Raw genomic sequence first — 26,357 nt, 5'->3', positions numbered from 1 at the left:
CCTTCCGCGAGCAGACGCAAAGGCGCCCATTCGCCCGGCGTGTCGGGAACGTTTGCGTCTGCTCGGCGATGGAAGGTGACTACTTCTGTTCGTAGGTTCCGTGGATGACCGCGCGCGCAGTCGCATTCAGGAACAGATTGAAGCCGAGGAAGGCCGGGCTGGCGTCCTCCGAGAGCTCGAGCTTCTCCACGTTGAGCGCATGCACGGCGACGAAGTAGCGGTGGTAGCCGTGGCCGGCCGGCGGGGCGGCACCGATGAAGCGGCGCACACCGGCGTCGTTGACCAGGGTCAGGGCATCGCCGGGAAGCAGGGAGCCGTCACCCACACCGGAGGGCAACTCGGTGACGGTGGCCGGCAGGTTGGCCACCGCCCAGTGCCAGAACCCGGACGCCGTCGGGGCATCCGGGTCGAAGACGGTGACGGCGAAGCTGCGGGTCTCCTCCGGGAACCCCGACCAGCTCAGTTGCGGTGAGACGTCCTCGCCGCCGGCGCCCATGATGCCGCTGACCTGAGCGTTCTTCAGCGGCTTGCCGTCGGAGATGTCGGTGCTCGTCAGGGTGAAGCCGGGCAGCTTGGGCAGGAAGTCGTACGGGTTGTAGTCAAAAGCCATGACTGGCAATCCTTTCGGTGTGGGTCAGCAGTTTCTCAAGAAGTGCTCGAGCACCCGGGTGCCGAACTGCAGCGCTTCGGCGGGTACCCGCTCGTCGACGCCGTGGAACAGCGCCGCAAAGTCCAATTCCGGCGGCAGGCGCAGCGGGATGAAGCCGAAGCACCGAATGCCAAGGCGGGCAAAGTGTTTGGCGTCAGTTCCGGCGGAGAGCATATAGGGAACCGTCCGGGCCTCGGGGTCGGTGGCCAGCAGTGCGCCGTTCATCGCCTCGACCAGATCACCGTCGAATTCGGTTTCGTAGGAGGGTAGTTCGGTGATCCACTCCCTGGTGATGTCGGGGCCGATGATCTCGTCGACCTCGCGCTCGAAAGCGGCCTGACGCCCCGGGACCACCCGGCAGTCGATCACCGCTTCCGCCGTCGCGGGGATGACGTTGGCCTTGTAACCGGCCGTGAGCATGGTGGGGTTGGCCGTGTCCCGCAGGGTCGCACCCACGATGCGGGCGATCGGACCCAACTTCGCGATGGCGCCGTCCAGATCGGGCCCGTCGAGATCGAAGGTGTAGCCGGTCTCCTCGGCGACAGCGGTGAGGAACTCGTCGACAGCGGGATGCACGACGAGGGGAAACTGGTGGCGGCCCAGCCGGCCGACGGCTTCGGCGATCGCCGTGACGGCGTTGTCGTCGTGGATCATCGAGCCGTGCCCGGCCCGGCCGCGGGCCTTCAGCCGCATCCACAGCATGCCCTTCTCGGCCGTCTCGATCAGATACAAGCGGCGTTCCCCGCCGTCCTTGCGCGGGACCGTCAGCGAGAAACCGCCCACCTCGCCGATGGCCTCGGTGACGCCGTCGAACAGATCGGGCCGGTTATCCACCAGCCAGCGTGCGCCGTACTTGCCGCCGGCCTCCTCGTCGGCGACGAAGGCGAACACCAGGTCGCGGGGCGGGACGATGCCGGCGCATTTGAAGTGGCGTGCGACGGCGATCATCATGCCGCACATGTCCTTCATGTCGATGGCTCCGCGGCCCCAGACGTAGCCGTCCTCCACGGCGCCTGAGAAGGGATGCACACTCCAGTCCGCCGGTTCGGCCGGGACCACGTCGAGGTGGCCGTGGATGAGCAGGGCGCCCCGGCTGCGGTCGGCGCCGGGAAGGCGGGCGAAGACGTTGCCGCGCCCCGGCGCACCGGACTCCAGGTACTCGGCGTCGTAGCCGACCTCGGAGAGCTGCTCGGCCACCCATCGCGCGCAGTCGGCCTCGCCCCTGGTGGTGTCGAGTTCGCCGGTGTTGGAGGTGTCGAACCGGATGAGTGCGCTGACGAGGTCGACCACCTCGTCGACGGGTTCTGTCACAGTCACCTTTCCTACCATTGGCACCGCGCCACCGGTCGGGCGACGCCTTGGCAATACCACACATTTCTCTTGAACCACGTGCGCAACACGCCGGGATGGGGTTTGATTTGCCGGTGACCTGCCGCCTCCCCACCCTCGCGGCACTGCTGTGCATGGCGGTCAGCGGCTGCGCGGCCACCACCGCAGGCACCGCGATGCCGGCCGAACGGGTCCTTCTGACCACCGCCGATGCACTGCCTACGCTGCTGCTGTCGGCCTCAGACGTGGGGACGGCGCTGGCCAGCGACGACGTGGTAGTCACCTCCGACGTGACCAAGGCGTGGAACGACAGTGGCCGGCTGGCCGACGTCAACTGCCTGGCCGTCGCCGGTGCCGCGCAGCAGAGCGTCTACGCCGACAGCGGCTCGACCGCCGTGCACGGGCAGGTGGTGCGCGATCCGCCGACCGCCCCGGCCTGGTCGCACTACGCGGTGCAGGCGGTGGTGCTCTTCCCGACCGCGCAGGCGGCCGCCGAGTTCTTCACCACCTCGCAGCAACGGTGGGCCGGCTGCTCGAATCGCGAACTCACCTACCCCCAGCCGCTGGGACCCGAGCAGGTGTGGTCGGTGGGTCAGACCAGCACCGACCGCGACGTGCTGGCGGTGTCGCGGGTGCAGGAGAACCCGGAGAAGTGGTCGTGCCAGCGTGCGCTGACGGTGCACAGCAACGTGGCGGTGGACGTCGAAGCGTGCAGCCTGGACGGCCCGACTTCGGCCGCGGCGGCGATCGCCGGTCAGATCGCGGGACGGCTGCCCGCCGCCTGATCCGGCTGGTTTGGGGCTCTGGCCGTCGATCCGATAGCCTTAGCTGCCCATACCGAGTCCGAGTGGCGGAATGGCAGACGCGCTAGCTTGAGGTGCTAGTGCCCTATTAACGGGCGTGGGGGTTCAAGTCCCCCCTCGGACACAATTTGTTAGCTAAAAATATAGAAAGCCCGCTCTGAACTGGATAGGAGCGGGTTGTATTCATTTGCTGATATCGATTGGGCATCGCGTTGATGTCCTAAATCTGTCGTACGGCGGGAACGGCGAATATCCCATTGCGGTGCTATGCCGCGGGGTGTCACCGTGGTGCTCGTGCGGAGCGAGCACAGGACGACCGCAGAAGAGCATGACGCATTCAGCGGGCTCGCGTCTCTGGCAGCCAGTGAGTCTTGCGGGGCGGCTGTTAGCTACGGGGGCGCGGCCCGGGTCGGGTCGCGTGTCGCGCGTGCCGCCTTCGGCCTCTTGGTGCAACGATCCGGTCATGGGGGATCGACTGCGTGAAACGATGGATGGGACACTCGGCCATTTCTGGATGAATTTCGGCGATGTGTACAACCTCGACAAGGCAGCAGATGGCTACGTGCGGCTAGCCGAGGACGACCTATTCCACATCGGCACCTTGCGCACTCGCCAGTACAACAGCGAGTTCGGCACAAACCGCGAGCGACTTGCTCTGCCAGACACGATCTACGCGATGACGAACGTGACCCGTTCCATCTTCTTCGATATCGCCGGCATCTCGCAGTCGAACGTGATGGGGGAACGAGCTTCCACCCAAACTGTTCGGACACGCGGTGTGATAGTGAACGTGCCCCTTGCGGCGCTCAAGGACGACAAGTTTCTCGCCGTGGAGCTTGAGATTCCACAGGTGACCAGATGGGCGGGGCTAACCAGCATTCGCGAGGAAATCGTTCCTCCCAGCGGTAGTCGGGGGAAGCAATACAAGGCTGAAACGGTTGAGGTGGACCCTCTTGAATTGGGGATCAGACGCGGTTTCAACTTGAAGCTGGACTCGACGTGGCACGTTGACGGCCCTGACGACCGGCGAACGATCAATGCGCCGCTCGTGGTGGGGACAACAAGCCGCACACCGCGGAAGTGGCACGACCACCTTGTGCCGCTACTGGCCGTCCAAGATCTGATCAATCTCGCCCACGAAGGATTCGTGCCAGCGGAGCAAGCGAGGGTTGAATTCAAGATCGAAGACGACGGCAGCCCCCGCGACTCTGCCACACTTTGGAACTCTCGATTGATGGCGCTGCCGCGCCAAGGCGGTGTATCGAGCCCGAAGTCGATGACGGAGGTCCCGTTGTTCTACCTCGGGCACATCGGCGGCGTTAAAGGGCTCCGCAACTGGATCCGTCTTGACCACGAACACGGGCGTGCGACGGGTCCGATTACGAACACATACAGGTACGGCCGCACCGGCATAGAGGTCCATCTAATCGAACTGGCTGTCGGGATGGAGTACTGGACCAACCTCCACAAAAAGCTACGGCGAGCCTGGGCGCTACCGCGTCGGCTACGAAAGAAGACGAACGAACCGCTACCAATGTCGATCGGGCGCCACGTTGGTCCGGCTTTTGCAGACTTCGTCGGTGACCTAGACAAGTGGAGCCAACTGTTCTGGGACGCCTACACCAGCTTGAAGCACGCTCCGTCATACGAATACGATCCAAGGGATATCGAGGTTCTTGGCGACTCAGGCCAACTGTTACTACTGGGAGAGTTGTTGAATCGGGTCGCTGGCAACAGAACGCCAATGAAGGCGATCACCAGCAGTCACCGCACACAGCACCTCAAGCAGGGAATTCAAAGGCTCGTTGCTGCAAGCTAAACCCGGCGCCCGACACCGAGGCGCTGCCGTCGCCATGCAGGTGACTACGAACGCCAGCTGCGCCGAAGTCCCACCGGGGACGGCAAACACCGTCCGCCGCAACACCTTCGGATGCAGCTTGGCCGGAAGGCGACCAGCCACCATGACATCGACCGTCTCGGCGTCACGAGCACCGCGGACGAATCGGTGTACCGGCCCGTTGCCGACCGCGCCTCCGGCTTGCGCAGGTCAATCCCTCAGGTCGTCGTTGCCGCGCTCAATAGTGAGATGTACAAATCATGGTTCAGTGAGTGTACAGTTCACGGTGTGGATGTATCCGTGACCGAGTTGCGCGCGCACCTCAGCGATTGGCTCGATCGAGCTCGGGCTGGTGGTGAGGTCGTCATCACCGACCGCGGGATTCCGGTCGCGCGACTCGCTGCGCTGGACAGCGCAGGCACCTTGGAGCGTCTCACGGCCGAAGGCGTGATTGGCAAGGCCACCGCGCAGCGGCCCGTCGCTGCGGGTCGGTCCCGGCCCCGACCGCGGCGGCCGGTGTCTGACCGGGTCAGCGACCAGCGGCGCTGACCGGTGCCGCTCGTCTACTTCGACGCCAGCGCCTTCGTCAAACTTCTCACCACCGAGACAGGGAGCTCGCTGGCGTCCGCGCTATGGGACGGCTGCGACGCCGCATTGTCCAGCCGCCTGGCCTACCCCGAAGTCCGCGCCGCACTCGCCGCAGCAGGCCGCAATCACGACCTAACCGAATCCGAGCTCGCCGAAGCCGAGCGTGACTGGGAGGACTTCTGGGCCGCCACCCGCCCAATCGAACTCACCGCGACGGTCGAACAGCACGCCGGCCACCTCGCCCGAGCCCATGCCTTGCGCGGAGCCGACGCTGTCCATCTGGCCAGCGCGTTGGCAGTCGGCGACCCCGGCCTGATCATCGCCGTCTGGGACCGACGCCTGCACACCGGAGCCCAAGCCGCCGGGTGCCGAGTCGCCCCCGCCCAACTCGACCCCTAGCCCGACCGCCCGACACCAGAGTGAGTCTCCCCAGCACGGACGACGATCAGGTACCGATTCGCCAGGTCTCAACCCGTGTCGCAGATGGCCAAGTCCCCCCTCGGACACATCCGGCGACACGGCTTAGGTCGGCCGTCGCCTTGACTCGTCGCTGGTACGGGTCGTCGTCAAGACGCAGACCCAGGCTGGCTTACACCTGTGCACGTTCGGCGCCGGTTGCCGCACCGAGGACTAGAGCCCGCCTAATTCCTCGACTAATTCGTTGATCTGTGCGGCGGACGTGATGCGGGGTCGCTCCGTCCGCTCAAGCCGGGACCTCAGTTCGTCGCGCTCAGCGATGCGGCGATGCAACTTGTGATCGATGCGTCAAGTCGCGCAGTCACCTCGTCTTCACGGAGGTAGACGGTGCGCGGGTGATCGCTGAGGTCAGCGGATGCAGAACGCTACTCACCAGACTCGCAGTGGTAGAGAATGCGTGTCGTTCGCTTTCCGGTGCGGGCGACGCCTTGCATCCGCCGCACGCGGCGCAGAACAGCAGCCCACGCAGCGCGTACGGCACAGTCGATTCCCTGCTGGAAACAAGACCACCCCTCCGGGCCTGGGCGACAGGCAACGACCCGAGGATCGACTCATCCAATCGTGGACTCGTAGTCGGCGGCGCAGCGGACCACAACGTCGCCCCGCACGTCGCACGGGGCTGGCACCATGGATCCATGACTACCCGTGAGCAGCTACATCTGCTCGTCGACGAGATGGACGACGAGCAGGTCGAGCGTGCGCTGCTCGTCGTCGAGCCGATCCTGCACTCCCGCTCCACAGGTGCTGGAGCCGAGCGCCGACCACTGCCCGCATTTGTTGGAAGTTTCGAGAGTCGGACGCCACGACCTATCCCAGCATGTGGACGAGTTGCTAGCTGACGGCTTCGGCCACTGACCAGCCGTTGTGATCCTGGTCGATACCAACGTCATCGTGGCGCTGGCGGATCGGTCCGACACAGCACAGGAACGCTGTCGCCGCTGGCTAGAAGAACAGATCGACGAGTTGTCTCTTCCGGTCACCGTTCTGGCCGAGGCATGCTGCCTCATCGACAGGTTCGGCGGTCCGATCGCCGAGGCACAGTTCCTCGATTCGGTCGGCCCCGGTCACCCGGGGGCGTTTCGTTTCGGCTCACGCTCGCCGGACCGCTCTGAGCCCGTCCCCGAGCGTCCACACTGCGGCACCGAGCAGGGCGACATCCTTGATCAGGAATTGACCGGTCGGGGAAAGCACCGGAAATCCTCCGGCAGATTGCTCGCCGATTCCGGGCGTCGTGAACAGGAAGCTGACCGTGGCGACGAAGAGTCCGATCGCGAGAAGGCTGCCGGCGACGGACAGCTTCGGCAACAACGGTTTGACGGCGAGCAGCACCGCGGTGGTCAGTTCCACGACCCCGAGCACCGACGAGAACGTCGCCACCGAGACGATCGCGTAGACCCAGCTCATGAGCGGGCTGTTCGCCACCAGAGGCTGGATTCCCTGCGCCTCGTAGGCGGTGAACTTCAGTGCGCCGATCCAGCCGATCACGACGACCAAGCCGTAGCGCGCCGCCAGCGCGCCGATGCGGGACACCGTCGAATCCGGGAGTGCGACGGGCTGCTCACGGTGAACCTGTATTGCTGTCATTGGTGAACCTTTCATGCGACGGGTGTCTCGACAGACGGTGGGTGCGCCCAAACCCACGGACCGTTACGTGTTGCCGGGGTAACGGTTCTGACCGAAATCACCGCCGCCGAGGGGCAGCGAAGGGAGAAACCACCGGTTCTAGGCCTACATCGACGGCAACCGCCGCGGCCCGAAGGGCCGGATTCCCTGCGTGCAACTTCGATGGCCGCCGACTCGCAGCTCAGCGACGACCGCGACAGCGCCCGTGACGTGGAGCGCCTCGGGCTGCGCCACGAGGATCTGCGCGAACACACCACCCGTCACGTCGACCACGCCGCCCGCCGGCTACGACGACTGGTACGTGGCTTCCTGGACCGTGCCAGCGGCTAGTTCGGCGAGGACAAGTCGCGTCGCACACGGAACGGCCTGTGCGACAACAGGGCTCAGCTGCACTCCGGCATATAGATGTGCAGCGCGTGGCTGTGGATCCACTCCCCGCAGTACAGCAGCCGGCGCAGCGCGACCACCTGCGAGTCGTCGGCCAGCCGGCGCAAACCCGTGCCGTCGAGCACGACGGCATCGCTGGTTGGCGTGCCACCATGGTTACCCACGAACGGCCGTTCACGCGGGGGCCATTGCCGGCAGGATAAATTGCCAATTGTCACATCCCTGGCATCGTTCATCTGCTGGAAACCTGGTCTGGCTAGCGTCGGGCCATGGTCGGGGTGGAGCAACAACTCCAGCGGCTGCAGACCGAGGTCGGCGCGCTCCTGGATCGGCTGGCCGATGCCGAGAAACGCTGGCAACCGTGGATCGCTCCGGTTACCAGCGAAAATCGCTGCAGCGCAATCAATCTGGTGCACTACTGGGCGATCCGGCAGGTCGATCTGCGCGACCTCCAACAGCGCCTCGCCGGATTCGGATTGTCCTCGCTCGGTCGCAGCGAAGGCCACGTTGCGGCCACCCTGCAGTCGGTGTCGGCTGCGATCGCAGCAATGCGCGGCAGCGGCTGGGTGGCCGACGAGCAGGCGATCGCCGCCGTCGGGCAGGGTGCTCAACTTCTCGCGCGCAACGCCACCGAACTGCTGGGGCCGGCAGCCGAAGACCGTGCCGCGCGGATCATGGTCACCCTGCCGTCGGAGGCGGCCACCGATCCCGCCCTGGTGCGCACCTTCGTCGACTCCGGGATGCGGATCGCCCGCATCAACTGTGCCCACGACGACGCGGCGGCGTGGAAAGCCATGGCCGCCAACGTCAGATCCGCCGCGGCGGCCGCCGGCCGGCCGTGTTTGGTGGCGATGGACCTCGGCGGACCCAAGCTGCGCACCGGGCCGCTGGAACCTGGGCCGCAGGTCGTCCGGCTGCGCCCCAGCCGCAACGCCCGCGGCCAGGTGGTCGCGGCCGCGCGGGGATGGCTCACCAGCGAGCGCCGGCCGGCCCGACCACCGGAACCGGGCCTGACCACGGTGCCGGTGGACGGCGACTGGCTGGCCCGCCGCGCCGAGGGCGACGAGCTGGTGCTGCACGACACCCGCGGCTCCAAGCGCCGATTGCTGCTCGCCGCCGCGGCCACCGGCGGATTCGTCGTCACGGTCGAGAAGACCACTTACCTGGAAACGGGCACTGTCCTCGTGGCCGCCGGTGGGCATGACGCGACCGAGGTCGGCGAACTGGCCGCCGTCGAGCAGTCCATCACGCTGAAAGCCGGCGACGTGGTGCACCTGACGCGGGACTGCACACCCGCGCCGGTCGACGTCGACGAGCCGCCCCGGATTGGATGCACCCTGCCGCAGGTCTTCGACACCGCCGAGGCCGGTGAACGAATCTTCTTCGACGACGGCAAGATCGGCGGCGAGGTGGTGGCCGTGCAGCCCGACAGCCTGGCCGTCCGCATCGACCAACCCGCGCACGGCACGGTCAAGCTGCACGCCGGCCGGGGAATCAACGTGCCGGACACCGATCTGGTCATCTCCGCGCTGACCGACAAGGACGTGGCCGATCTGGCGACGGTGGTCGAACTCGCCGACTTCGTCCAGCTGTCCTTCGTCCGTGAACCCGCCGACGTGATCCGGTTGTTCGACGAGCTGGCCCGCCTCGGCGATACCGAACTGGGTGTCGTGCTCAAGATCGAGACGCGGCAGGGTTTCGACCGGCTGCCCCAGCTGCTGCTGACGGCGATGCGCCGCCGCCGCGTCGGGGTGATGATCGCGCGCGGGGATCTGGCCGTGGAATGCGGCTACGAGCGGATGGCCGAAGTCCAGGAGGAGACGCTGTGGCTGTGCGAGGCGGCGCACGTACCGGTGATCTGGGCGACCCAGGTCCTCGAGCAGCTCGCCAAGACCGGGCTGCCGTCGCGCGCCGAGATCAGTGACGCGGCCATGGCGGAGCGGGCCGAGTGCGTGATGCTCAACAAGGGTCCCTACATCACCGACGCGGTCGCGACGCTCGACAACATCCTGGGCCGGATGGCCGGCCACGGGTACAAGAAGAACCCGCTGTTGCGCAGCCTGAAGTCGTGGCGGGCGGTCGCGCCCTAGTCAGAGGGTCCTGGCGGTGTCATCAGGGATTCGGAGCCGCGGGCCCGCCGGATTGCCCGGGCGAGGCGCAATGACCCGAAACCGGGGTCAGCGCTTCTCGGGTTCGCCAGCCGGCTCTGCGTCGCCAGCCGGCTCTGCGTCGTCGGCCGGCTCTGCGTCGTCGCCGTCTTCGCCCTGAGGGTCGTTCTCGTCGACGGTGTGGATCGCGGCCTCCTCGGCCGGTTCCGGAAGCTCTGGCTCGTCATCGTCGGGAATGTCGGACTCGGGATCGTCGGAGACCACCTCTTCGGGGTGGTCCTCGGCGGCGATCTCCTCCTCCAGCGACTCGTCGGGATAGTCCGCGTCGAACGTGGAGTAGGTCGCATCGACGCTCTGCTCATCGGAGTACGCCACGACATCGGCCGTGGCCGGCTCCTCGGGCTCGTCGGGGGCCGTGGCCGGGGCGGCGGCGCCGTCATCGGAAGCGCCGCTCTGGCGCTCGCGAATGGCGTCGACGATCAGCAGGATGACGCCCAGGACGCTGGCCCCGATGCACACCCAGGCGACCAGCTCACTGCTGGTGACGACAGCGGTGACCAGGGCCGCGAGGCCGATCACCGCCAGCACCAGCGCAACGATCAGCATGGATCAACCTCCGGCGACGCGAAACAGGCGGGCGGGGGCCGCAGCGGCCCGTGAGTACCTCAGTTCGTGGGCCGGCTGAACTGGTTGAAGCCGCCGTCGCTGGCCGCACCGGAGTCGACCGGGGCAGCCGAGCCACGCTGGCCCAGCTCCTCCAGCTGCGACTCAAGATAGGTCTTCAGGCGGGTGCGGTACTCGCGCTCGAAGGTCCGCAACTGCTCGAGGCGGCCCTCCAGGACGGTGCGCTGCTGGTTGATAGTGCCCATGATCTCCGAGTGCTTTCGCTCGGCGTCGGCCTGCAGCGCGTCGGCCTTCTCCTGCGCCTGGCGCAGCTGGGCTTCCGCCCGGGTCTGGGCATCGCTGAGCATCGCCTCCGAGCGCTGCTTGGCGTCGGCGACGGTGGTCTCCGCGGTGTGGCGGGCCTCCGACAGGATCTGGTCGGCGTTGGCCCGCGCATCGGAGAGCAGCTTGTCGGCCTCGGCCTTGGCGGTCGCGGTCAACCGGTCGGCGGTGTCCTGAGCCAGGCTCAGCACACGGGCGGCCTTGATGGCCCGCTCCTCGGTGCCTGACGACGACGGCGCGGGGGCCGCCTGCTGCACGGGCGCAGGTGCGGGCTCGGGCTCGGGCTCCGGCTGATGCAGCGGGATCGCCTGAGTGGGAGCGGGTACGCCACCGCCGGCACGCGCAGAGGCCAACTCCTGGTCGAGCTCGCTGACCCGCTGACGCAGGTCGGAGTTCTCCTCGATCAGGCGGGTGAGCTCGTTCTCCACCAGGTCGAGAAAGGCGTCAACCTCGTCCTCGTTGTAGCCACGCTTGCCGATGGGTGGCTTGCTGAACGCCACATTGTGCACGTCGGCCGGTGTAAGTGGCATTGTCTGCCCCCTCGGGTCTGGATGGTCGAACCGAATCTTGTGTCGAACGCGTGCTGCGTTCATCGTGCCGTACTGTAACTGGCGCCCATCCTGTCACACCAGAACCGCCGGTTGCCGCCGAGACCGATAATTAAGAGCGAATTTCAAAATTCCGCCCGCGGGATGCGGCGTGGCGCAGGCGCGATTCGGCCCCCGATGCGGTATTTTGCCGGCCTTCGGCGGTCGGGTCAGGCAGCGGACGCGGCGGCGTTGAACGCCAATTGCATCCCGATGAACGCAACCAGCAGAAGCACCATGATCGACAGGTCGAATCGGACGGCACCGATCGTCAGCTGCGGGATCAGCCGACGTAACAGCTTCACCGGTGGGTCGGTGAGCGTCATGATCGCCTCGAGGATCACCACGGTGACGCCGCGCGGGTGCCAGTCACGCGCAAACGAGCGAATGAACTCCACGACGACCCGGGCGATCAGCAGCAGCCAGAAGATGAACAGCGCGAAACCCAGGATTTCGAAGAACAGCGCCAACTAAAGCCGGTCCTTACTAACAGCGGATGTGACATTGCCGACACCGCTGGCTTCATCCCAGCGTGACGCCCGTCAGCCTACCTAGTCGGCGGGCACTCGCCCACCGACTAGGTCACTGGTAGCTGTAGAAACCCGCCTCGGCGATGCGTTGACGCTCCTCGGCGCTGACGTCGACATCGGCCGGCGACAGCAGGAACACCTTGGTGGCCACCTTGTCGAATGAGCCGCGAAGCGCGAAGGCCAGCCCGGCGGCGAAGTCCACCAGCCGCTTGGCGTCGGCGTTGTCCATCGACACCAGGTCCATGATCACCGGCTGACCGTCGCGGAATCGTTCACCGATGGTGCGGGCCTCGCTGTAGTCCTTCGGGCGCAGCGTGGTGATCTTCGACAGCGGGCTGCCCGCCTCGAAGAGCTCGGCCATCCGGCGGGGGTCCATCGCCAGAGCGCCGCGGGTGGAACCGCGCAGTGAACCGAAGCGGGACGGCCGCGGCATGTCGTCGAACTCGCGCGGCCGGAACCGGGGCTCATCGGCGTAGCGGAAGCCGCCGGTCGGCGGGGCGTCGTAGTCGCCGCGCGGTTCGTCGTACTCGCGGGGGGCGCGGGGCTCGCGGTCCTCGTAGCGCGGTCCGCGCTCGTAGCCGTCGTCGGCGAAACGCTCACTGCGACGGGAGTATCCGCCGTGGCCGGCGCCGTGGCCGTCGTCGTCGTAGTACTCGTCGTCGTAATCGTCCATCGGAGCCATACCGAAGTAGGCCTTGACCTTGTGCAGTGTGCTCATCGCTGGACCCTTCTGGAGCGTGAAGTTCGGTGTCTGTGATGAAGATGTGACTGGAGTGACTACTCAGGGAGACGTTAGAGGACGTTGTCCCATAAGCGCTGTACCGACACGCACACACGTCGAACCGTGTCGCACCGCCGCTTCCAGGTCACCGGACATCCCGGCGGACAACTCGGTGGCCTCGGGGTGGTTCTGCACCACCCGGCGGTGTTCGGCGGCCAGCGTCGCAAAGGCCTCGTCGGGGTCGGCGCCCAGCGGCGGGATCGCCATCAGCCCGACCAGTCGCAGGCCGTCGGCGTCGGCCACCTGGGCGCAGATGGCGTCGACCGCTGCCGGGTCACCGAGGTCCACCCCGCCGCGTTCGGTGTCACCGTCGAGGCTGATCTGCACGAACACCTTCACCGGATCGGCGCGCAAGCCTTGCTCGATGGCCTGCTGCGCACCGCGGTCCAGCGCGGCCGCGACCTTGGCGGTGCTCAGCGAGTGCACGGAATCCGCCCAGACCGCTACGTGTTTGGCCTTGTTGCGCTGGACCTGGCCGACCATATGCCAGCGCACGTCGTGGGCACCTGTCAGCGCCTGGAACTCGGCGATCTTGGCCGAGGCCTCCTGCTCGCGCGACTCTCCGAAACCGCGGCAGCCCAGCCGCCACAGGATCTCGACGTCGGAGGCGGGGAAGAACTTGGTGATCGGCAGCAGCTCCACGTCGGCCGCGTCACGGCCGGCGGCTCCCGCCGCGGCGGCCACCCGGTCGCGCAGGGCGGCCAGCGCGGTGGCGAGTTCGGATTCCCGGTCGCTCATTCCATCCACACCAGTGAGGCCAGCCGACCCGTCGGCGCGTCGCGGCGGTGGCTGAACAGATTCTTGTCGGCGACGGTGCACCGCGGGTCGGCGTCGACAGCCTTGATGCCCGCGCCGATCAACTGCCGGGCGATGCCTGCGCGCAGATCCAGCCCCGGGGTGCCACGCGCGGTGCGGGTGCGACTGCCCGGCAGCACCGTCTCGACGTCGGCGGCCATCTGTTCGGGCACCTCGTAGTTGGCACCGCTGACCGCGGGGCCGAGCAGCACCGAGATGTCCCCGACGTGAGCGCCCTGGGCCAGCATCGCCTCGACCGTTCGCAGCACCACGCCCTTGGCGGCGCCCACCCGCCCGGCGTGCACACCGGCGACCACGCCGGCGCGGGCGTCGGCCAGCAGCACCGGCACGCAGTCGGCGGTGACCACGGCCAGGGCCAGGCGCGACGCGGTGGTCACCAGGGCATCGGTGTCCTCGAGCGGATCGGTGCGCGGCTCGGTCACCACCTCGACGTGGTCGCCGTGGACCTGGTTCATCCAGACCACGTGGTCCTCGGGCAGCCCGATCGCGCGGGCCAGACGTGCGCGGTTGGCCGCCACAGCGGCCGGATCGTCGCCGACGTGGTCACCGAGATTGAAGGTGTCGAACGGCGGCGCCGAAGCCCCGCCGACCCGGGTGGTGGTCACGCGGCGGATGCGAACAGTCACTGGTCCCAGTATCCGGGCGCCTGATCGCGCGGTCAGTGCCGCATGAACGGCGGGACGTCGACGTCATCGTCGGAGATTCCGCCGTCGTCACCCCCGATGCGAACCGTCGCGCCGTTGCTCGGCGCAGGCACGCTGACCGCGCCGATCGGGTCGAACAGCGAGGAGCTGAGCTTGCCCGCGGCACCGGGGGCGATCGAGGGCGCCGCAGCGGCGGGTCCCACGACCGGCTTACGGCTGGGACCGGCGGCGTCGAAGCCGGCGGCGATGACCGTCACCCGGACCTCGTCACCCAGCGAGTCGTCGATCACGGTGCCGAAGATAATGTTCGCGTCGGCGTGGGCGGCGTCCTGGACCAGCGAGGCGGCCTCGTTGATCTCGAACAGGCCCAGGTCGCTGCCACCGGCGATGGACATCAGCACGCCCTGCGCGCCTTCCATCGACGCTTCCAGCAGCGGCGAGTTGATGGCGATCTCGGCGGCCTTGAGCGCACGGCCGTCGCCACGGGCCGAGCCGATGCCCATCAGGGCGGTGCCCGCGCCGCTCATGATGCCCTTGACGTCGGCGAAGTCGACGTTGATCAGGCCCGGGGTGGTGATGAGGTCGGTGATGCCCTGCACGCCGTTGAGCAGCACCTCGTCGGCGCTGCGGAAGGCGTCCATCAGGGAGACCTGGGCGTCGCCCATCTGCAGCAGACGATCATTGGGGATGACGATGAGGGTATCGCAGCTCTCGCGCAGCGCCTGGATGCCGGCCTCGGCCTGGTTGGAGCGGCGCTTGCCCTCGAAGGAGAATGGCCGGGTGACCACGCCGACGGTCAGCGCGCCGAGCTTGCGGGCGATGGTGGCCACCACCGGCGCGCCGCCGGTGCCGGTGCCGCCGCCTTCACCGGCGGTGACGAACACCATGTCGGCGCCGCGCAGCAGTTCTTCGATCTCGTCCTTGGCGTCCTCGGCGGCCTTGCGGCCCACCTCGGGGTCAGCGCCGGCGCCGAGACCGCGGGTGGAGTCACGTCCGACGTCGAGCTTGACGTCGGCGTCGCTCATCAACAACGCCTGAGCGTCGGTGTTGATCGCGATGAACTCGACTCCCTTGAGTCCCTGCTCGATCATTCGGTTGACGGCGTTGACACCGCCGCCGCCGATGCCAACGACCTTGATGACGGCGAGGTAGTTATGCGGGGGGGTCATCGTGTGGGTCTTCCTCCCTGTCGGGCTCGGGTGGCGCTGAGCTTCTCGGCAAACCCTCAACCTCAACCAGAGGCTTAGAGTTATGTCAAGTAGTTGCGCGCAACCAGAACGGTATGGCCGGTCGGCGTCGGATGTGGGAGGCGCGCCGACGTGTCGCAGGCGAATTTCCCGCGAGGTCGGTCACGGCCCGCGCGTGAGACTTACTTGACCGTCGGCAGATCCGGGCTCGACACGTCGTAGGCGCGGCCGGGCTGGGTCAGCAGTGCCGCCAATTTCTCGGCCTTCTCGTCGGTGCGGTCGGTGGTCCCCCACACCACCGTGCGGCCATCGGTGAGGGTGAGCGTGATCGAGGCGACCGACGGTGCGGCGACCCGGCTGACCTGCCCGACGACATCGGGACTCAGTGACGTCATCACCTGCAGTGCCGCCCGGGTGGGCGGATCGCCGGGCCCGGGGTGGTCGACGTCGATGTAGGCCAGGCCGGGCGGCGGCGGCGCAGTCGCGAAGTCGACGCCGTCCCTGTCGAACAGGTGCGGGCCGTCGGGATAGTCCTTCACCGCGATCGGGATGCGCTCGACGATGGTGATGCGCAAGGTCGACGGGTACTCGCGCTGCACCCGCGCACTGGCCACCCGCCGGATGCCGGCCACCCGGTCGGCCACCATGTCGGTGTTGATCTGCAGCAGCGGGGTGCCAAGTGCGACCTTGGCCGCGTCGAGGACCTCCTCGCGGGTCACCACGCCGGTGCCGGTGACGACGAGCGAGCGCGCCGACATCAGCGGCGTGAAGAACAGCACCAGCCCCAGCCCGACCGCGACCACCGCCAGCACCGCCAGCCAGGTCAGCAGCCGAAGGCCGCGAACCGCCCTGCGGCCCAACGGTTTCGACGCATCCGACTGCTCATCGCGGACGCGGCGCTTGGCCTCTCGGCGGGCCTCCTCGATCGCCATCGCACGGGCCTGGGCGGCGCGGCGCTCCTCACGTTCCCGGCGCGCTCGCCGGCGTGGGCCCTCGAAATCCGGTTCCTCGGCTACCTCGGGCTCGTCCGGCGTCACCTCGGCCTCGGGCTCCTCGGTCGCCGTGGGCGCCGTCGGAGGATCGGACTCCGTCACCTCGGGCGAGATTGTGTCCTCAACCGGTTCGGCCTGCGGCTCGTCCCCCGGCGCTGTCACCACACCTCCCCGATGCGCTCGGCCCGCTCCTGCAGGGCCGAGATGATCTCGGCGCCCAGTATCGTCACGTCGCCGGCGCCCATGGTGACCACCACGTCACCGTCGCGGGCCGTCGCGGCCACCCGAGCGGCCACCGCGGAGAAGTCCGCCACGTACTGCACCGGCACGCTGACGTGTTCGGCGACGGTGGCCCCGCTGATGCCGGCCATCGGCTGCTCGCGGGCGGCGTAGACGTCAAGGACGAACACCTCGTCGGCGGTGTCCAGTGCGCTGCCGAACTCGCGAGCGAAAGTCTTTGTCCGCGAATACAAGTGGGGCTGGAACACCACGATGCTGCGGGCGCCCGCGATGGTCGGGTGGCCGGTACGGTCCTGCCGGGCGATGGCACGCAGCGCGGTCAGTGCGGCGCGCACCTCGGTCGGATGGTGGGCGTAGTCGTCGAAGACGCGAACACCGGCGGCGGTACCCACCAGTTCGAACCGGCGGCGCACCCCCTCGAACCCGGCCAGGCCGTCGAGCACGTCGTCGATCGGGGTGCCCACCTCGACGGCGGCCAGCAGCGCGCCCAGCGCGTTGAGCGCCATGTGCCGGCCCGGCACCGCCAGCCGCATCACCCGCGGGTGGGCCTCGCCGGCGAGCTGGATGTGGGCTACCGCGCCGGTCCCCTGCTGTTCCCAGTCGACCAGCGCTCCGGCCAGCCCGTCGCCGGGCCCGCTACCGTAGCGCAAGACCCGAACACCAAGTGCCGCACTGCGTTCGGCCAGCGCTGCGGCACCGGGATCGTCGCCGCACACCACCAGCGCGCCGCCGGGCGCCAGCCGCTGCACGAAGGCGTCGAACACCGCGGTGTAGGCCTGCGGGGTTCCGAAGAAATCCAGGTGGTCGGACTCGATGTTGGTGACCACCGCGACGTCGGGGGTGTACTCCAGCAGCGAACCGTCGCTCTCGTCGGCCTCGGCGACGAAACAGTCGCCGCTGCCGTTGTGCGCGTTGGTGCCCGCCTCGCCGAGGTCACCGCCGACGGCGAACGACGGATCCATCCCGGCATGCTGCAGGGCGACGATGAGCATCGAGGTGGTGGTGGTCTTGCCGTGTGTGCCGGTCACCAGCAGGGTGCGCCGGCCAGCCATCAGCTTGGCCAGCACCACCGGCCGCAGGATCACCGGAATCCCCCGCCTGGCCGCCTCGACGAGTTCGGTGTTGGTCTTGGGGATCGCGGCATGGGTCGTGATCACCGCGGTCGGACCGCCCGGCAGCAGGTCGAGGTTGGCTGTGTCGTGCCCGATGTTGATCAGCGCGCCGCGGGCGCGCAGCGCGACCACCCCGCGGGACTCCTTGGCATCCGAGCCCGAAACCATGCCGCCGCGGTCCAGCAGGATCCGCGCGATTCCGGACATGCCCGCACCGCCGACACCGACCATGTGCACCCGCTGCAGCTCGGGCGGCAACGCCTTGGCCGCGGTCACCGGGTGGCCGTCCGGGCCGACCGCGCCACGTCGAGTGCCACCTCGGCGACCCGGCGCGCGGCGTCGCGGTGGCCGACCTGCGCGGTGGCGGCGGTCATCGCCTCCAGCCGGGGGGCGTCGGTCAGCAGGCCGGCGACCTCGCGGGCGACGAACTCCGGCGTGAGGTCGGCGTCGGCGACCAGCAGCCCTCCCCCGGCGTTGACCACCGGCAGCGCATTGAGCCGCTGCTCGCCGTTGCCGATCGGCAGCGGCACGTACACCGCGGGCAGCCCGACGGCCGACACTTCGGCCACCGTCATCGCCCCGGAACGGCAGATCGCCAGGTCGGCGGCGGCGTAGGCAAGATCCATCTGGTAGAGGTAGGGCACCGCGACGTAGGGCGGATCGCCCGACTCGGAGGTGCGCAGCTCGAGGGTGTTCTTGGGTCCGTGGGCGTGCAGCACCGAGATACCCGCGGCAGCCAGGTCGGCCGCGGCCGCCGAGACCGCCGCGTTGATCGAGGCGGCGCCCTGCGAGCCGCCGAAGACCAGCAGCACGCGGGCATCCTCGGCGAAGCCGAAATGGGCGCGGGCCTGCGCGCACAGCGCGGCGCGGTCGAGTGCCGTGATCGACCCCCGCACCGGCATGCCCACCACCTCGGCGTGGACGAGGCCGGAGTCGGGCACGGCGGCCAGCACACGCCGGGCGCCCCGGGCACCCACCCGGTTGGCCAGCCCGGCGCTGGCGTTGGCCTCGTGGACCACAACCGGAACGCGGGCGCGGCGGGCGGCCAGATAGGCCGGCAGGGCAACGTAGCCGCCGAAGCCGACGACCACGTCGGCGTGGACGTCGTCGAGCACCGCACGCGTCTCGCGCACGGCCTGGCGCACCCGAAAAGGCAGCCGCATCAGGTCGCAGTTGAGCTTGCGCGGCAGCGGGACCGGGGTGATGAGTTCGAGGTGGTAGCCGCGGTCGGGCACCAGCCTGGTCTCCAGGCCGCGGGCGGTCCCGAGGGCGGTGATGCGGACGTCTGGGTCAAGGGCCTTCAACGCGTCGGCGACCGCCATGGCCGGTTCGACGTGACCCGCGGTGCCACCACCGGCAAGCACGACCGACACCGGGGCGTCGCCGTTCTTCGCACTGCTCCTGCCGCCCGAGTCGCCGCGTTCCACACCGCCGCCGACCCCCGAGAACCTCACCCGTAACGCTGACCTTCCAATGTGCGGGGCCGCCGTGCGGGGCCGCCTGCAGGTTGTCCGTATCGCTGCGCCCCGTCGGGGTAATCCTGACGGGAAGCGCCTCCATGATGCCCTGCGCGTCGGGTGGGTCGCTTGGCCGTCCTGGTTTTGGCTGGCAGCGCGGCGCGACTGCGGGCGGGTTCGGGATTGCGGGTGGACTTGCGGGCCGGCTTCCTGGTGGTCTTCTTGGCCGGCTCGGGCGAGCCGGACCGCAGCCGGTCGCGCAGCGCCTCGACCCTGGTGGGCACGTAGGGCTCGGGCAGCGGCAGGCGCAGCAGCCGGTTCATCTTGTCGTCGCGGCCCGCGCGCAGGGCCGCGACCGCCTCCGGCTCGTGACGGGCCGCGTTGGCCATCAGCCCGATCATGAAAAGTGTTGTCGCCGTTGATGTTCCACCCGCCGATATCAATGGCAGCTGAATGCCGGTGACCGGCAACAGGCCGATGACGTAACCGACGTTGATAAACACCTGGCCGATGACCCACATCGTGGCGGTGGCGGTCAGCAGGCGCAGGAACGGGTCGGCCGAGCGGCGGGCGATCCGCATGCCGGTGTAGGCGAACAACCCGAACAGGGCCAGCAGCCCGAACGCACCGACAAAGCCGAGTTCCTCGCCGATGATGGCGAAGATGAAGTCGTTGTGGGCGTTGGGCAGGTAGTTCCACTTCGCGGTGCCCTGACCCAGGCCGTCGCCGAACACCCCACCGTTGGCCAGCGCGAACTTGGCCTGGCGCGCCTGGTAGCCGGAGCCCTGCGCGTCGGCGCTGGGATCCAGCCAGGATCGCACCCGATCCGAGCGGTAGCCGGCGGAAACGGCGAGCACGGCCGCGGCGGCCACCACGGCCCCCAGTGAGCTGACGAACACCTTCAGCGGCAGACCGGCAAACCAGAGCAGGGCGAGCAGGATGATGCCCAGCGACACCGTCTGCCCGAGGTCGGGCTGGGCGACGATGAGCGCCAGCGCGATCACCGCCGCCGGCAGCAGCGGAATGAGCATCTCCTTCAGCGATGCGCGCTCCATGCGCCGGGTGGCCAAGAGGTGCGAGCCCCAGATGGCGAATGCGATCTTGGTCAGCTCGGAGGGCTGCATGGACAGGCCCGCGAAGACGAACCAGCCGCGCGAGCCGTTGGCTTCGTGCCCGATCCCGGGGATCAGCACCAGCGTGATCAGGACGATCGTCAGCGCGAACGCGGAGAACGCGGTGCGGCGCAGGAACCGCACCGGCAGGCGCAGCGCTACCCAGCAGGCGAACAGGCCGAGGCAGGTCCACATCACCTGCCGGGCGAAGATCGTCCACGGCGAGCCGTCCTCGTCGTAGGAATGCACCCCGGAGGCCGACAGCACCATGGTCAAACCGAGCGTGACCAGCAGCGCGGCCACCGAGATGATCAGGTGGAACGACGTCATCGGCCGGCCCAGCCAGGCACCGAACTTCTTGTGCGGCTCGAACTTCGGCCTCGCGGGCGCCCCGACGGTCACGACCGCCGTGGGCTCGGTGGTGGGCTCGGCCCGATCGACGGCGGCCTCAGGGTCGGCAGGGGCCGCCACGTCGTCCGGGGCGCCCCGACGCCGTGACCGGTTCAGGATGTTGGCGCGCACGGCCGCTACCGGGCCGCGGCACGCACGGCGGCGGCGAACGCGTCGCCGCGGTCCCCGTAGCCGGCGAACTGGTCGAACGACGCTCCAGCAGGGGCCAGCAGCACCGTGTCCCCGGTCCGAGCCAGGCTGGCGGCGGCAGCGACGACCTCGGTCATCACCCGCGCGCCCAGGCCGGAACCGGAGGCATCGACCACTCGAGTCTCATGAGCAACACCTGACTCATTGATCCCATGCACCACATGATCCTCCCCTGTCACCACCTCGACGACGGGGACATCGGGCGCGTGTCGCGATAACGCCTCGGCAACCACCGCACGATCACGGCCGATCAGCACTGCCCCGACCAGCCGGTCAGCCACCCGGGTGACCATGTCGTCCACCGACGCGCCCTTGAGCAGGCCACCGGCCACCCACACCACCCGCGGATAGGCCAGCACCGACGCCTGGGCGGCATGCGGGTTGGTGGCCTTGGAGTCGTCGACGTAGGTCACCCCGTCGACCACGGCAACCGCTTCGGCACGGTGCCGGCCCACTGTGAAGCCAGCCAGCGCCGAGGCGATGGATCCGGCGCGCACGCCGACTGATCGGGCCAGCGCGGAGGCCGCCAGCGCGTCGAGTACTCCGACCGGGCCCGCGACGGGGATCGACGCCACCGGGGCCAGTTGCAGGTCCTCGGCGAACGCCCGGTCCATGAGCATCCCGTCGCGCACCCCGAGCTCCCCGGCGGCCGGTTCACCGAGCCGGAAGCCGACCTTGACCGCGGCCGCCGAACCGGGCAGCAGGGCGGTGGCCGGCGCGTCATCGAGACCGACGACGGCGACCCGACCCTCCAGCGCCCTGGCCTTGGCCGCGGCGTAGGCGTCGAATCCGCCGTGCCAGTCCAGGTGGTCCTCGGCGATGTTGAGCACCGCCCCCGCCTCGGGGCGCAGCGACGGCGCCCAGAACAGCTGGAAGCTGGAAGCTTCCACGGCCAGCAGATCCGCCGGTTGCTCCAGCACGTCGAGAACCGGGTCGCCGATGTTGCCGCACAGCACCGCGCGCCGACCGTCGGCCACCAGCATCGCGTGCAGCATCGAGGTCGTGGTGGTCTTGCCGTTGGTGCCGGTCACCACCAGCCAGCGCCGCGGCGGGCCGTAGTGCCCGGCGGCGTCGAGCCGCCAGGCCAGTTCGACGTCACCCCAGATCGGCACCCCTGCCGCCGCGGCAGCGGCCAGCACCGGCGCGGTGGGCGGGAAGCCGGGGCTGGTGATCACCAGCGTGAAGCCGTCGATCGCCGCGCCGGCATCCGCGGGTGTCACTGTGGCCACGCCGCCGGCGGCCAGCGTCGCCAACGCCTCGGTGTTGTCGTCACATACCGCGATCTCGACGGCCCAGGACGCCAGCGCGGCCACGACGGCCCGTCCGGTGATCCCGGCACCGGTCACCAGCACCCGCGCCCCGGGGGCCAGCGGCTCGAGTCCCGACGGCATGTCAGGCGCCGATGGCGGACAGCCACTCGCCGTAGAACAGGGCGACGCCCAGGCCGCAGGCGATCGCGGTCAACAGCCAGAACCTGATGATCACCGTGGTCTCGGCCCAGCCGACGAGTTCGAAGTGGTGATGGAACGGCGCCATCCGGAACACCCGGCGCCCAGTGGTGCGGAAGGCGAGGATCTGCACCACCACCGAGGTCACCTCGGCGACGAACAGCGCGCCGAGCACCACGGCCAGCACTTCGGTGCGGCTGGTCACCGAGAGCCCCGCGATGATGCCGCCCAACGCCAGCGACCCAGTGTCGCCCATGAAGATCTTGGCCGGCGCGGCGTTCCACCACAGGAACCCGATGCAGGCGCCTGCGGTGGCGGCGGCGATCAGCGCCAGGTCCAGCGGGTCGCGCACGTTGTAGCAGCCCAGTCCGGGTGCGGTCGCGCACGCGTTGCGGTACTGCCAGAAGGTGATCAACACATAGGCGGCGCTGACCATCGCCATGCTGCCGCCGGCCAGTCCGTCGAGGCCGTCGGTGAAGTTCACCGCGTTGGACCAGGCACTGACCACCACGACGACGAACAGCACGAACAGCGCCGGACTCAGTGTGACGGTGGCGATCTCGCGCACGTAGGACAGTTCGGGACTGCCCGGTGTGAGTCCGTCGGAGTTGCGGAACTGCAGGACGAGGATGCCGAACAGCACGGCGGCGGTGATCTGGCCGACGGTCTTGGCGGTCTTGTTCAGGCCCAGGTTGCGGGAGCGCCGGATCTTGATGAGGTCGTCGGTGAAGCCGACGGCGCCCAGCGCGGTGGCCAGGCCCAGCACCAGCAACCCGGACGCCGACGGGCCGCTGCCGTCCAGCGCAAGGCCGAGCAGGTGGGTGCCGAAGTAGCCGGCCCAGATCCCGGCGATGATCGCCACCCCGCCCATCGACGGTGTGCCGCGTTTGGTCTTGTGACTCGGCGGGCCGTCCTCGCGGATCTCCTGACCGAAGCCCTGCTCGGTGAACAGCCGGATCAGAACCGGGGTGAGCAGGATCGAGACCGCCAGCGCGATGGCGACGGCGATGAGGATGAGTCTCACTGGGCCTCCGGCCACATCGTCGACTCGGCGACCAGGGCCTCGGCCAGCGCACCGAGCCCCGCCGCGTTCGACGCCTTGACCAGCACCACGTCACCGGGCTGCAGCTCGGCGCGCAGCAGCGCCAGGGCCGCGTCGGCGTCGGGCACCACGGTGGATTCCGAACCCCAGGAACCCTCCATGACCGCCCCGTGGTGCATGGCGTTCATAGGCCTCCCGGTCCCGACGACGACAAGTCGACTGATATCTAAGCGCACGGCCAGCCGGCCGAGACGATCGTGCTCGGTAATCGACTCCTCGCCGAGTTCGCCCATCTCCCCGAGAACGGCCCAGCTGCGCTGCTGCTGCTGGCGGGCCATGACGGCCAGCGCCTGAAGCCCGGCCCGCATCGAGTCGGGGTTGGCGTTGTAGGCGTCGTTGATGACAGTGACCCCGTCGGGGCGCACCCGCACCTCCATCCGGTGCCGCGAGGCCGGGCCGGCACCGGCCAGCGCCTCGGCCACCAGCGGCAGACTCGCGCCGCACTCCAGGGCGATCGCGGCGGCCGAGAGCGCATTGCTCACTTGATGCTCGCCGTGCACGGCCAGCTGCACCTCGGCCGATTCGGTGGCGGTGGAGAGGGTGAAGCGCGGCCGGGCCAGCTCGTCGAGTTCGATGTTCTGTGCGCGCAGCTCGATGTTCTCGGTCCGGCCGACCCGCACCACCCGCGCGACGGTCTTGGCGTCCATCGCGGCGACCATCGGATCGTCGGCGTTGAGAACCGCCACCCCGGATGCCGGAAGTGCTTGTACCAGTTCGGACTTCGTTTCGGCGATGATCTCGCGGGAACCGAACTCGCCGAGGTGGGCGGTGCCGACGTTGAGCACCGTGGCGATCGAGGGCCGGGCGATCGCGGCCAGCGCAGCGATGTTGCCGGGGTGACGCGCCGACATCTCGAGCACCAGGAAGTCGGTGTCCTCGGTGGCGCGCAGCACCGTCCAGGGGTGGCCGAGCTCGTTGTTGAACGACCCGGGCGGGGCCACCACCTCGCCCAGCGGGCGCAGCACGGCGGCGATGAGGTCCTTGGTCGACGTCTTGCCCGACGACCCGGTGATGCCGATGATCGTCAGCCCGCCCTCGACCAGCTCGGCGGCCACCGCGGACGCCAGCTTGGCCAGTGCGGCCAGCACTGCGGCGCCCGAACCGTCGGTGTCGTGCTCGAACACCCCGGCCTGGGCGTCGGACGCCGGGGCGGGCGGCACCACGATCGCGGGCACACCGACCGGACGCGCGGCGAGCACCGCCGCCGCGCCCGCGGCGACCGCGGACTGCGCGAAGTCGTGGCCGTCGGAACGCGCGCCGGGCAGTGCCAGGAACAGCCCGCCCGGGGTGATCGCCCGCGAGTCGAACTCGACGGTGCCGGTCACCTGCCGCTGCGCGGCCTCGGCCGGGCCGATGTCGGCGAGCTCACCGCCGACGATCTCGGCGATCCGGGCGACGGTCAGCGGAATCATTGCCGGCTCCCGAGCGCCTCGAGCGCCGCGGCCAGCTCGTCGCGGTCGTCGAAGGGCCGGGTCCGTCCACGTGCGGTCTGACCCTTCTCGTGTCCCTTGCCCGCGATCACCACCACATCCCCGCGCCGGGCCCAGGCCACGGCGTGCCGGATCGCGTCGCGGCGGTCACCGATCTCGACCACCACGCCCCGGTCGTCCACCTGGGCGGCACCGTCCAGGATGGCCGCTCGGATCGCCGCCGGATCCTCGTCGCGGGGGTTGTCGTCGGTGACCACGACCAGGTCGGCGAGCTCGGCGGCGATGTGGCCCATGGCTTCCCGCTTGCCGGGGTCGCGGCCTCCCCCGGCGCCAAACACCACGGCCAGCCGCGAATCGGGCCGGCGCAACGTCTGCAGCACGGCCTGCAGCGCGCCCGGTTTGTGCGCGTAGTCCACGACGGCCTGGAAGTCCTGGCCGCGCTCGATCGCCTCGAGCCGGCCGGGCACCGATGCCTCCCGCAGGCCGGGCGAGGCCTGCTCGGGCGACACGCCCACCGCGTCGAGCATCGCCAGGGCCAGCAGAGCGTTGGCCACGTTGTAGCGACCGGGCAGCCGGATCCGCAGCCGGTGATGCACCCCTGCCGGGTCGATGGCGGTGAACTCCTGCAGACCGCTGTCGAGCACGACGATGTCCTCGGCCCGCCAGTCCGCCGGATGTCCGTCGGCGCTGATGGTGACGCCATCGTCGGCGCGCCGCGCCATGGCCCGGCCGGCGTCGTCGTCGACGCAGATCACCGGAACCGCTGCGTGCACCGGCGAGGACGGGTCGAACAGCCGGGCCTTGGCCTCGAAGTAGGCCTCCATCGTGGGGTGGAAGTCGAGGTGGTCGCGGGACAGGTTGGTGAAGCCACCCGCGGCGAACCGGATTCCGTCCACCCGACCGAGTGCCAGGGCGTGGCTGGACACCTCCATGACCGCGGTGTCGACGCCACGCTCGGCCATCACGGCCAGCAGCGCCTGCACTGCGGGGGCCTCCGGGGTGGTCAACGCGCTGGGCACGTCGGCGCCGGCGATCCGCACCCCCACCGTGCCGATCAGACCCGGTGTGCGCTCGGCCGACCGCAGCCCCGCCTCGATCAGGTGCGTCGTCGTGGTCTTGCCGGACGTGCCGGTGACTCCGAGGACCGCCACCCGGTCCGACGGGTGGCCGTAGACCGCGGAGGCGAGATCGCCGAGGATCGACCGGGGTGCCGGGTGAACCAGCAGCGGCACCGGAGCCGGGTCGCCGAGTTCGCGGTGGATGATCGCCACACCTTCGGCGTCGGTGAGCACGGCAACGGCACCACGGGCGACGGCATCACCGGCGTATCCGGCGCCGTGCGAGGTCGAGCCGGGCAACGCGGCGAACAGGTCACCGGCTCCGGCGTCCTGCCCGCGCAGGGTGACGCCGGTGATCCGGACGTCGGGAACGGCGCCACGGTTGGCGGGGACGGCGCCGATGCGGGCGGCCAGCATCGGCAAGCCCAGCGCCGGTGTGGTGCGCGGCCGCAGGACTTCGGTCACGCCCGTCACCTCCATCAACTTCCGGTCGCTGAGCACCAGCCTCTCGGCGT

The 26,357-nt window shown here is 69.1% G+C and carries 24 protein-coding genes, 1 tRNA gene and 2 pseudogenes; 8 read left to right on the top strand and 19 right to left on the bottom strand.

Annotation, left to right across the window (positions count from 1 at the left end):
* Positions 1-79: 79 nt before the first annotated feature.
* Entirely contained in the window at positions 80-610 is a 531-nt protein-coding gene (locus K9U37_RS11280; protein WP_243071761.1) for a YbhB/YbcL family Raf kinase inhibitor-like protein, read from the bottom strand.
* A 24-nt stretch (positions 611-634) separates the two neighbouring features.
* Complete coding sequence (locus tag K9U37_RS11275; protein WP_243073337.1) at positions 635-1,978, bottom strand: M20/M25/M40 family metallo-hydrolase; 1,344 nt, start codon at positions 1,976-1,978, stop codon at positions 635-637.
* Positions 1,979-2,073: 95 nt separating this feature from the next.
* On the opposite strand from K9U37_RS11275, the gene K9U37_RS11270 reads away from it, so the two are divergent.
* The 6 genes and pseudogenes from K9U37_RS11270 to K9U37_RS20495 form a co-directional block, all read left to right on the top strand.
* The gene (locus K9U37_RS11270; RefSeq protein ID WP_243071760.1) at positions 2,074-2,763 is read left to right on the top strand and encodes a sensor domain-containing protein; all 690 of its coding nucleotides are present in this window, start codon (positions 2,074-2,076) and stop codon (positions 2,761-2,763) included.
* 56 nt (positions 2,764-2,819) lie between these two features.
* Positions 2,820-2,905: transfer RNA gene (locus tag K9U37_RS11265), tRNA-Leu, on the top strand.
* Positions 2,906-3,244: 339 nt separating this feature from the next.
* On the top strand, positions 3,245-4,600 hold the full coding sequence (locus tag K9U37_RS11260; protein WP_243071759.1) for an ApeA N-terminal domain 1-containing protein: 1,356 nt from the start codon (positions 3,245-3,247) through the stop codon (positions 4,598-4,600).
* A gap of 111 nt (positions 4,601-4,711) precedes the next feature.
* Positions 4,712-5,167 (top strand): annotated as a pseudogene (locus K9U37_RS11255) (type II toxin-antitoxin system Phd/YefM family antitoxin).
* A gap of 3 nt (positions 5,168-5,170) precedes the next feature.
* A complete protein-coding gene (locus tag K9U37_RS11250; protein ID WP_243071758.1) occupies positions 5,171-5,605 on the top strand; it encodes a type II toxin-antitoxin system VapC family toxin in 435 nt (144 codons plus the stop codon).
* Positions 5,606-6,547: 942 nt separating this feature from the next.
* Positions 6,548-6,685: pseudogene (locus K9U37_RS20495) on the top strand (PIN domain-containing protein); the annotation flags it as partial.
* 87 nt (positions 6,686-6,772) lie between these two features.
* Here K9U37_RS20495 and K9U37_RS11245 read toward each other — a convergent pair.
* Positions 6,773-7,267, bottom strand: a complete 495-nt coding sequence (locus tag K9U37_RS11245; RefSeq protein ID WP_243071757.1) for a YkgB family protein — start codon at positions 7,265-7,267, stop codon at positions 6,773-6,775.
* Between the two features lie 201 nt (positions 7,268-7,468).
* Here K9U37_RS11245 and K9U37_RS11240 point away from each other — a divergent pair, with 201 nt between their 5' ends.
* On the top strand, positions 7,469-7,636 hold the full coding sequence (locus K9U37_RS11240; RefSeq protein ID WP_243071756.1) for a hypothetical protein: 168 nt from the start codon (positions 7,469-7,471) through the stop codon (positions 7,634-7,636).
* 53 nt (positions 7,637-7,689) lie between these two features.
* On the opposite strand, the gene K9U37_RS20490 is transcribed toward K9U37_RS11240, so the two are convergent.
* Positions 7,690-7,857, bottom strand: a complete 168-nt coding sequence (locus K9U37_RS20490; RefSeq protein WP_372489501.1) for a hypothetical protein — start codon at positions 7,855-7,857, stop codon at positions 7,690-7,692.
* Positions 7,858-7,962: 105 nt separating this feature from the next.
* Between K9U37_RS20490 and K9U37_RS11235 the strand changes: the two genes are divergently transcribed.
* On the top strand, positions 7,963-9,783 hold the full coding sequence (locus K9U37_RS11235; RefSeq protein WP_243071755.1) for a pyruvate kinase: 1,821 nt from the start codon (positions 7,963-7,965) through the stop codon (positions 9,781-9,783).
* A gap of 87 nt (positions 9,784-9,870) precedes the next feature.
* On the opposite strand, the gene K9U37_RS11230 is transcribed toward K9U37_RS11235, so the two are convergent.
* From K9U37_RS11230 to K9U37_RS11160, 15 genes are all read right to left on the bottom strand, one after another.
* A complete protein-coding gene (locus tag K9U37_RS11230; RefSeq protein WP_243071754.1) occupies positions 9,871-10,407 on the bottom strand; it encodes a phage holin family protein in 537 nt (178 codons plus the stop codon).
* A 59-nt stretch (positions 10,408-10,466) separates the two neighbouring features.
* Positions 10,467-11,276: a DivIVA-like cell division protein Wag31 gene (gene wag31 / locus K9U37_RS11225; RefSeq protein WP_243071753.1), complete on the bottom strand. Its 810-nt coding sequence runs from the start codon at positions 11,274-11,276 to the stop codon at positions 10,467-10,469.
* A gap of 227 nt (positions 11,277-11,503) precedes the next feature.
* Positions 11,504-11,803: a YggT family protein gene (locus tag K9U37_RS11220; protein ID WP_243071752.1), complete on the bottom strand. Its 300-nt coding sequence runs from the start codon at positions 11,801-11,803 to the stop codon at positions 11,504-11,506.
* Positions 11,804-11,915: 112 nt separating this feature from the next.
* Complete coding sequence (locus K9U37_RS11215; RefSeq protein WP_243071751.1) at positions 11,916-12,581, bottom strand: cell division protein SepF; 666 nt, start codon at positions 12,579-12,581, stop codon at positions 11,916-11,918.
* Positions 12,582-12,644: 63 nt separating this feature from the next.
* Positions 12,645-13,382 carry a YggS family pyridoxal phosphate-dependent enzyme gene (locus K9U37_RS11210; protein ID WP_243071750.1) on the bottom strand — a complete coding sequence of 246 codons (738 nt, stop codon included), beginning with the start codon at positions 13,380-13,382 and terminating at the stop codon, positions 12,645-12,647.
* Positions 13,379-14,086, bottom strand: a complete 708-nt coding sequence (gene pgeF / locus K9U37_RS11205; protein WP_243071749.1) for a peptidoglycan editing factor PgeF — start codon at positions 14,084-14,086, stop codon at positions 13,379-13,381. Before pgeF ends, K9U37_RS11210 begins: the two co-directional genes overlap by 4 nt.
* A 32-nt stretch (positions 14,087-14,118) precedes the next feature.
* The gene (gene ftsZ / locus K9U37_RS11200; protein ID WP_243071748.1) at positions 14,119-15,273 is read right to left on the bottom strand and encodes a cell division protein FtsZ; all 1,155 of its coding nucleotides are present in this window, start codon (positions 15,271-15,273) and stop codon (positions 14,119-14,121) included.
* Between the two features lie 200 nt (positions 15,274-15,473).
* Positions 15,474-16,328, bottom strand: a complete 855-nt coding sequence (locus tag K9U37_RS11195) for a cell division protein FtsQ/DivIB (RefSeq protein ID WP_243073336.1) — start codon at positions 16,326-16,328, stop codon at positions 15,474-15,476.
* A gap of 113 nt (positions 16,329-16,441) precedes the next feature.
* The gene (gene murC / locus K9U37_RS11190; RefSeq protein WP_243073335.1) at positions 16,442-17,866 is read right to left on the bottom strand and encodes a UDP-N-acetylmuramate--L-alanine ligase; all 1,425 of its coding nucleotides are present in this window, start codon (positions 17,864-17,866) and stop codon (positions 16,442-16,444) included.
* A 41-nt stretch (positions 17,867-17,907) separates the two neighbouring features.
* Positions 17,908-19,062, bottom strand: a complete 1,155-nt coding sequence (murG, locus tag K9U37_RS11185; RefSeq protein WP_243073334.1) for an undecaprenyldiphospho-muramoylpentapeptide beta-N-acetylglucosaminyltransferase — start codon at positions 19,060-19,062, stop codon at positions 17,908-17,910.
* A gap of 23 nt (positions 19,063-19,085) precedes the next feature.
* Positions 19,086-20,606 carry a putative lipid II flippase FtsW gene (gene ftsW, locus K9U37_RS11180; protein WP_243073333.1) on the bottom strand — a complete coding sequence of 507 codons (1,521 nt, stop codon included), beginning with the start codon at positions 20,604-20,606 and terminating at the stop codon, positions 19,086-19,088.
* A 125-nt stretch (positions 20,607-20,731) separates the two neighbouring features.
* Positions 20,732-22,195: a UDP-N-acetylmuramoyl-L-alanine--D-glutamate ligase gene (gene murD / locus K9U37_RS11175; RefSeq protein ID WP_243071747.1), complete on the bottom strand. Its 1,464-nt coding sequence runs from the start codon at positions 22,193-22,195 to the stop codon at positions 20,732-20,734.
* 1 nt (position 22,196) lies between these two features.
* Positions 22,197-23,276 carry a phospho-N-acetylmuramoyl-pentapeptide-transferase gene (gene mraY / locus K9U37_RS11170; protein ID WP_243071746.1) on the bottom strand — a complete coding sequence of 360 codons (1,080 nt, stop codon included), beginning with the start codon at positions 23,274-23,276 and terminating at the stop codon, positions 22,197-22,199.
* The gene (locus tag K9U37_RS11165; protein WP_243071745.1) at positions 23,273-24,766 is read right to left on the bottom strand and encodes a UDP-N-acetylmuramoyl-tripeptide--D-alanyl-D-alanine ligase; all 1,494 of its coding nucleotides are present in this window, start codon (positions 24,764-24,766) and stop codon (positions 23,273-23,275) included. The genes mraY and K9U37_RS11165 overlap by 4 nt, the downstream gene beginning before the upstream one ends.
* Positions 24,763-26,322 (bottom strand): UDP-N-acetylmuramoyl-L-alanyl-D-glutamate--2,6-diaminopimelate ligase, encoded by a 1,560-nt coding sequence (locus K9U37_RS11160; RefSeq protein ID WP_372489500.1) that lies wholly within the window; start codon positions 26,320-26,322, stop codon positions 24,763-24,765. Before K9U37_RS11160 ends, K9U37_RS11165 begins: the two co-directional genes overlap by 4 nt.
* Positions 26,323-26,357: the final 35 nt, after the last annotated feature.

Source organism: Candidatus Mycolicibacterium alkanivorans (genome assembly GCF_022760805.1).
Lineage (GTDB): Bacteria > Actinomycetota > Actinomycetes > Mycobacteriales > Mycobacteriaceae > Mycobacterium > Mycobacterium alkanivorans.
Note: the sequence above shows the minus strand (reverse complement) of the source record. Positions and strands in the feature narration are given on the sequence as shown.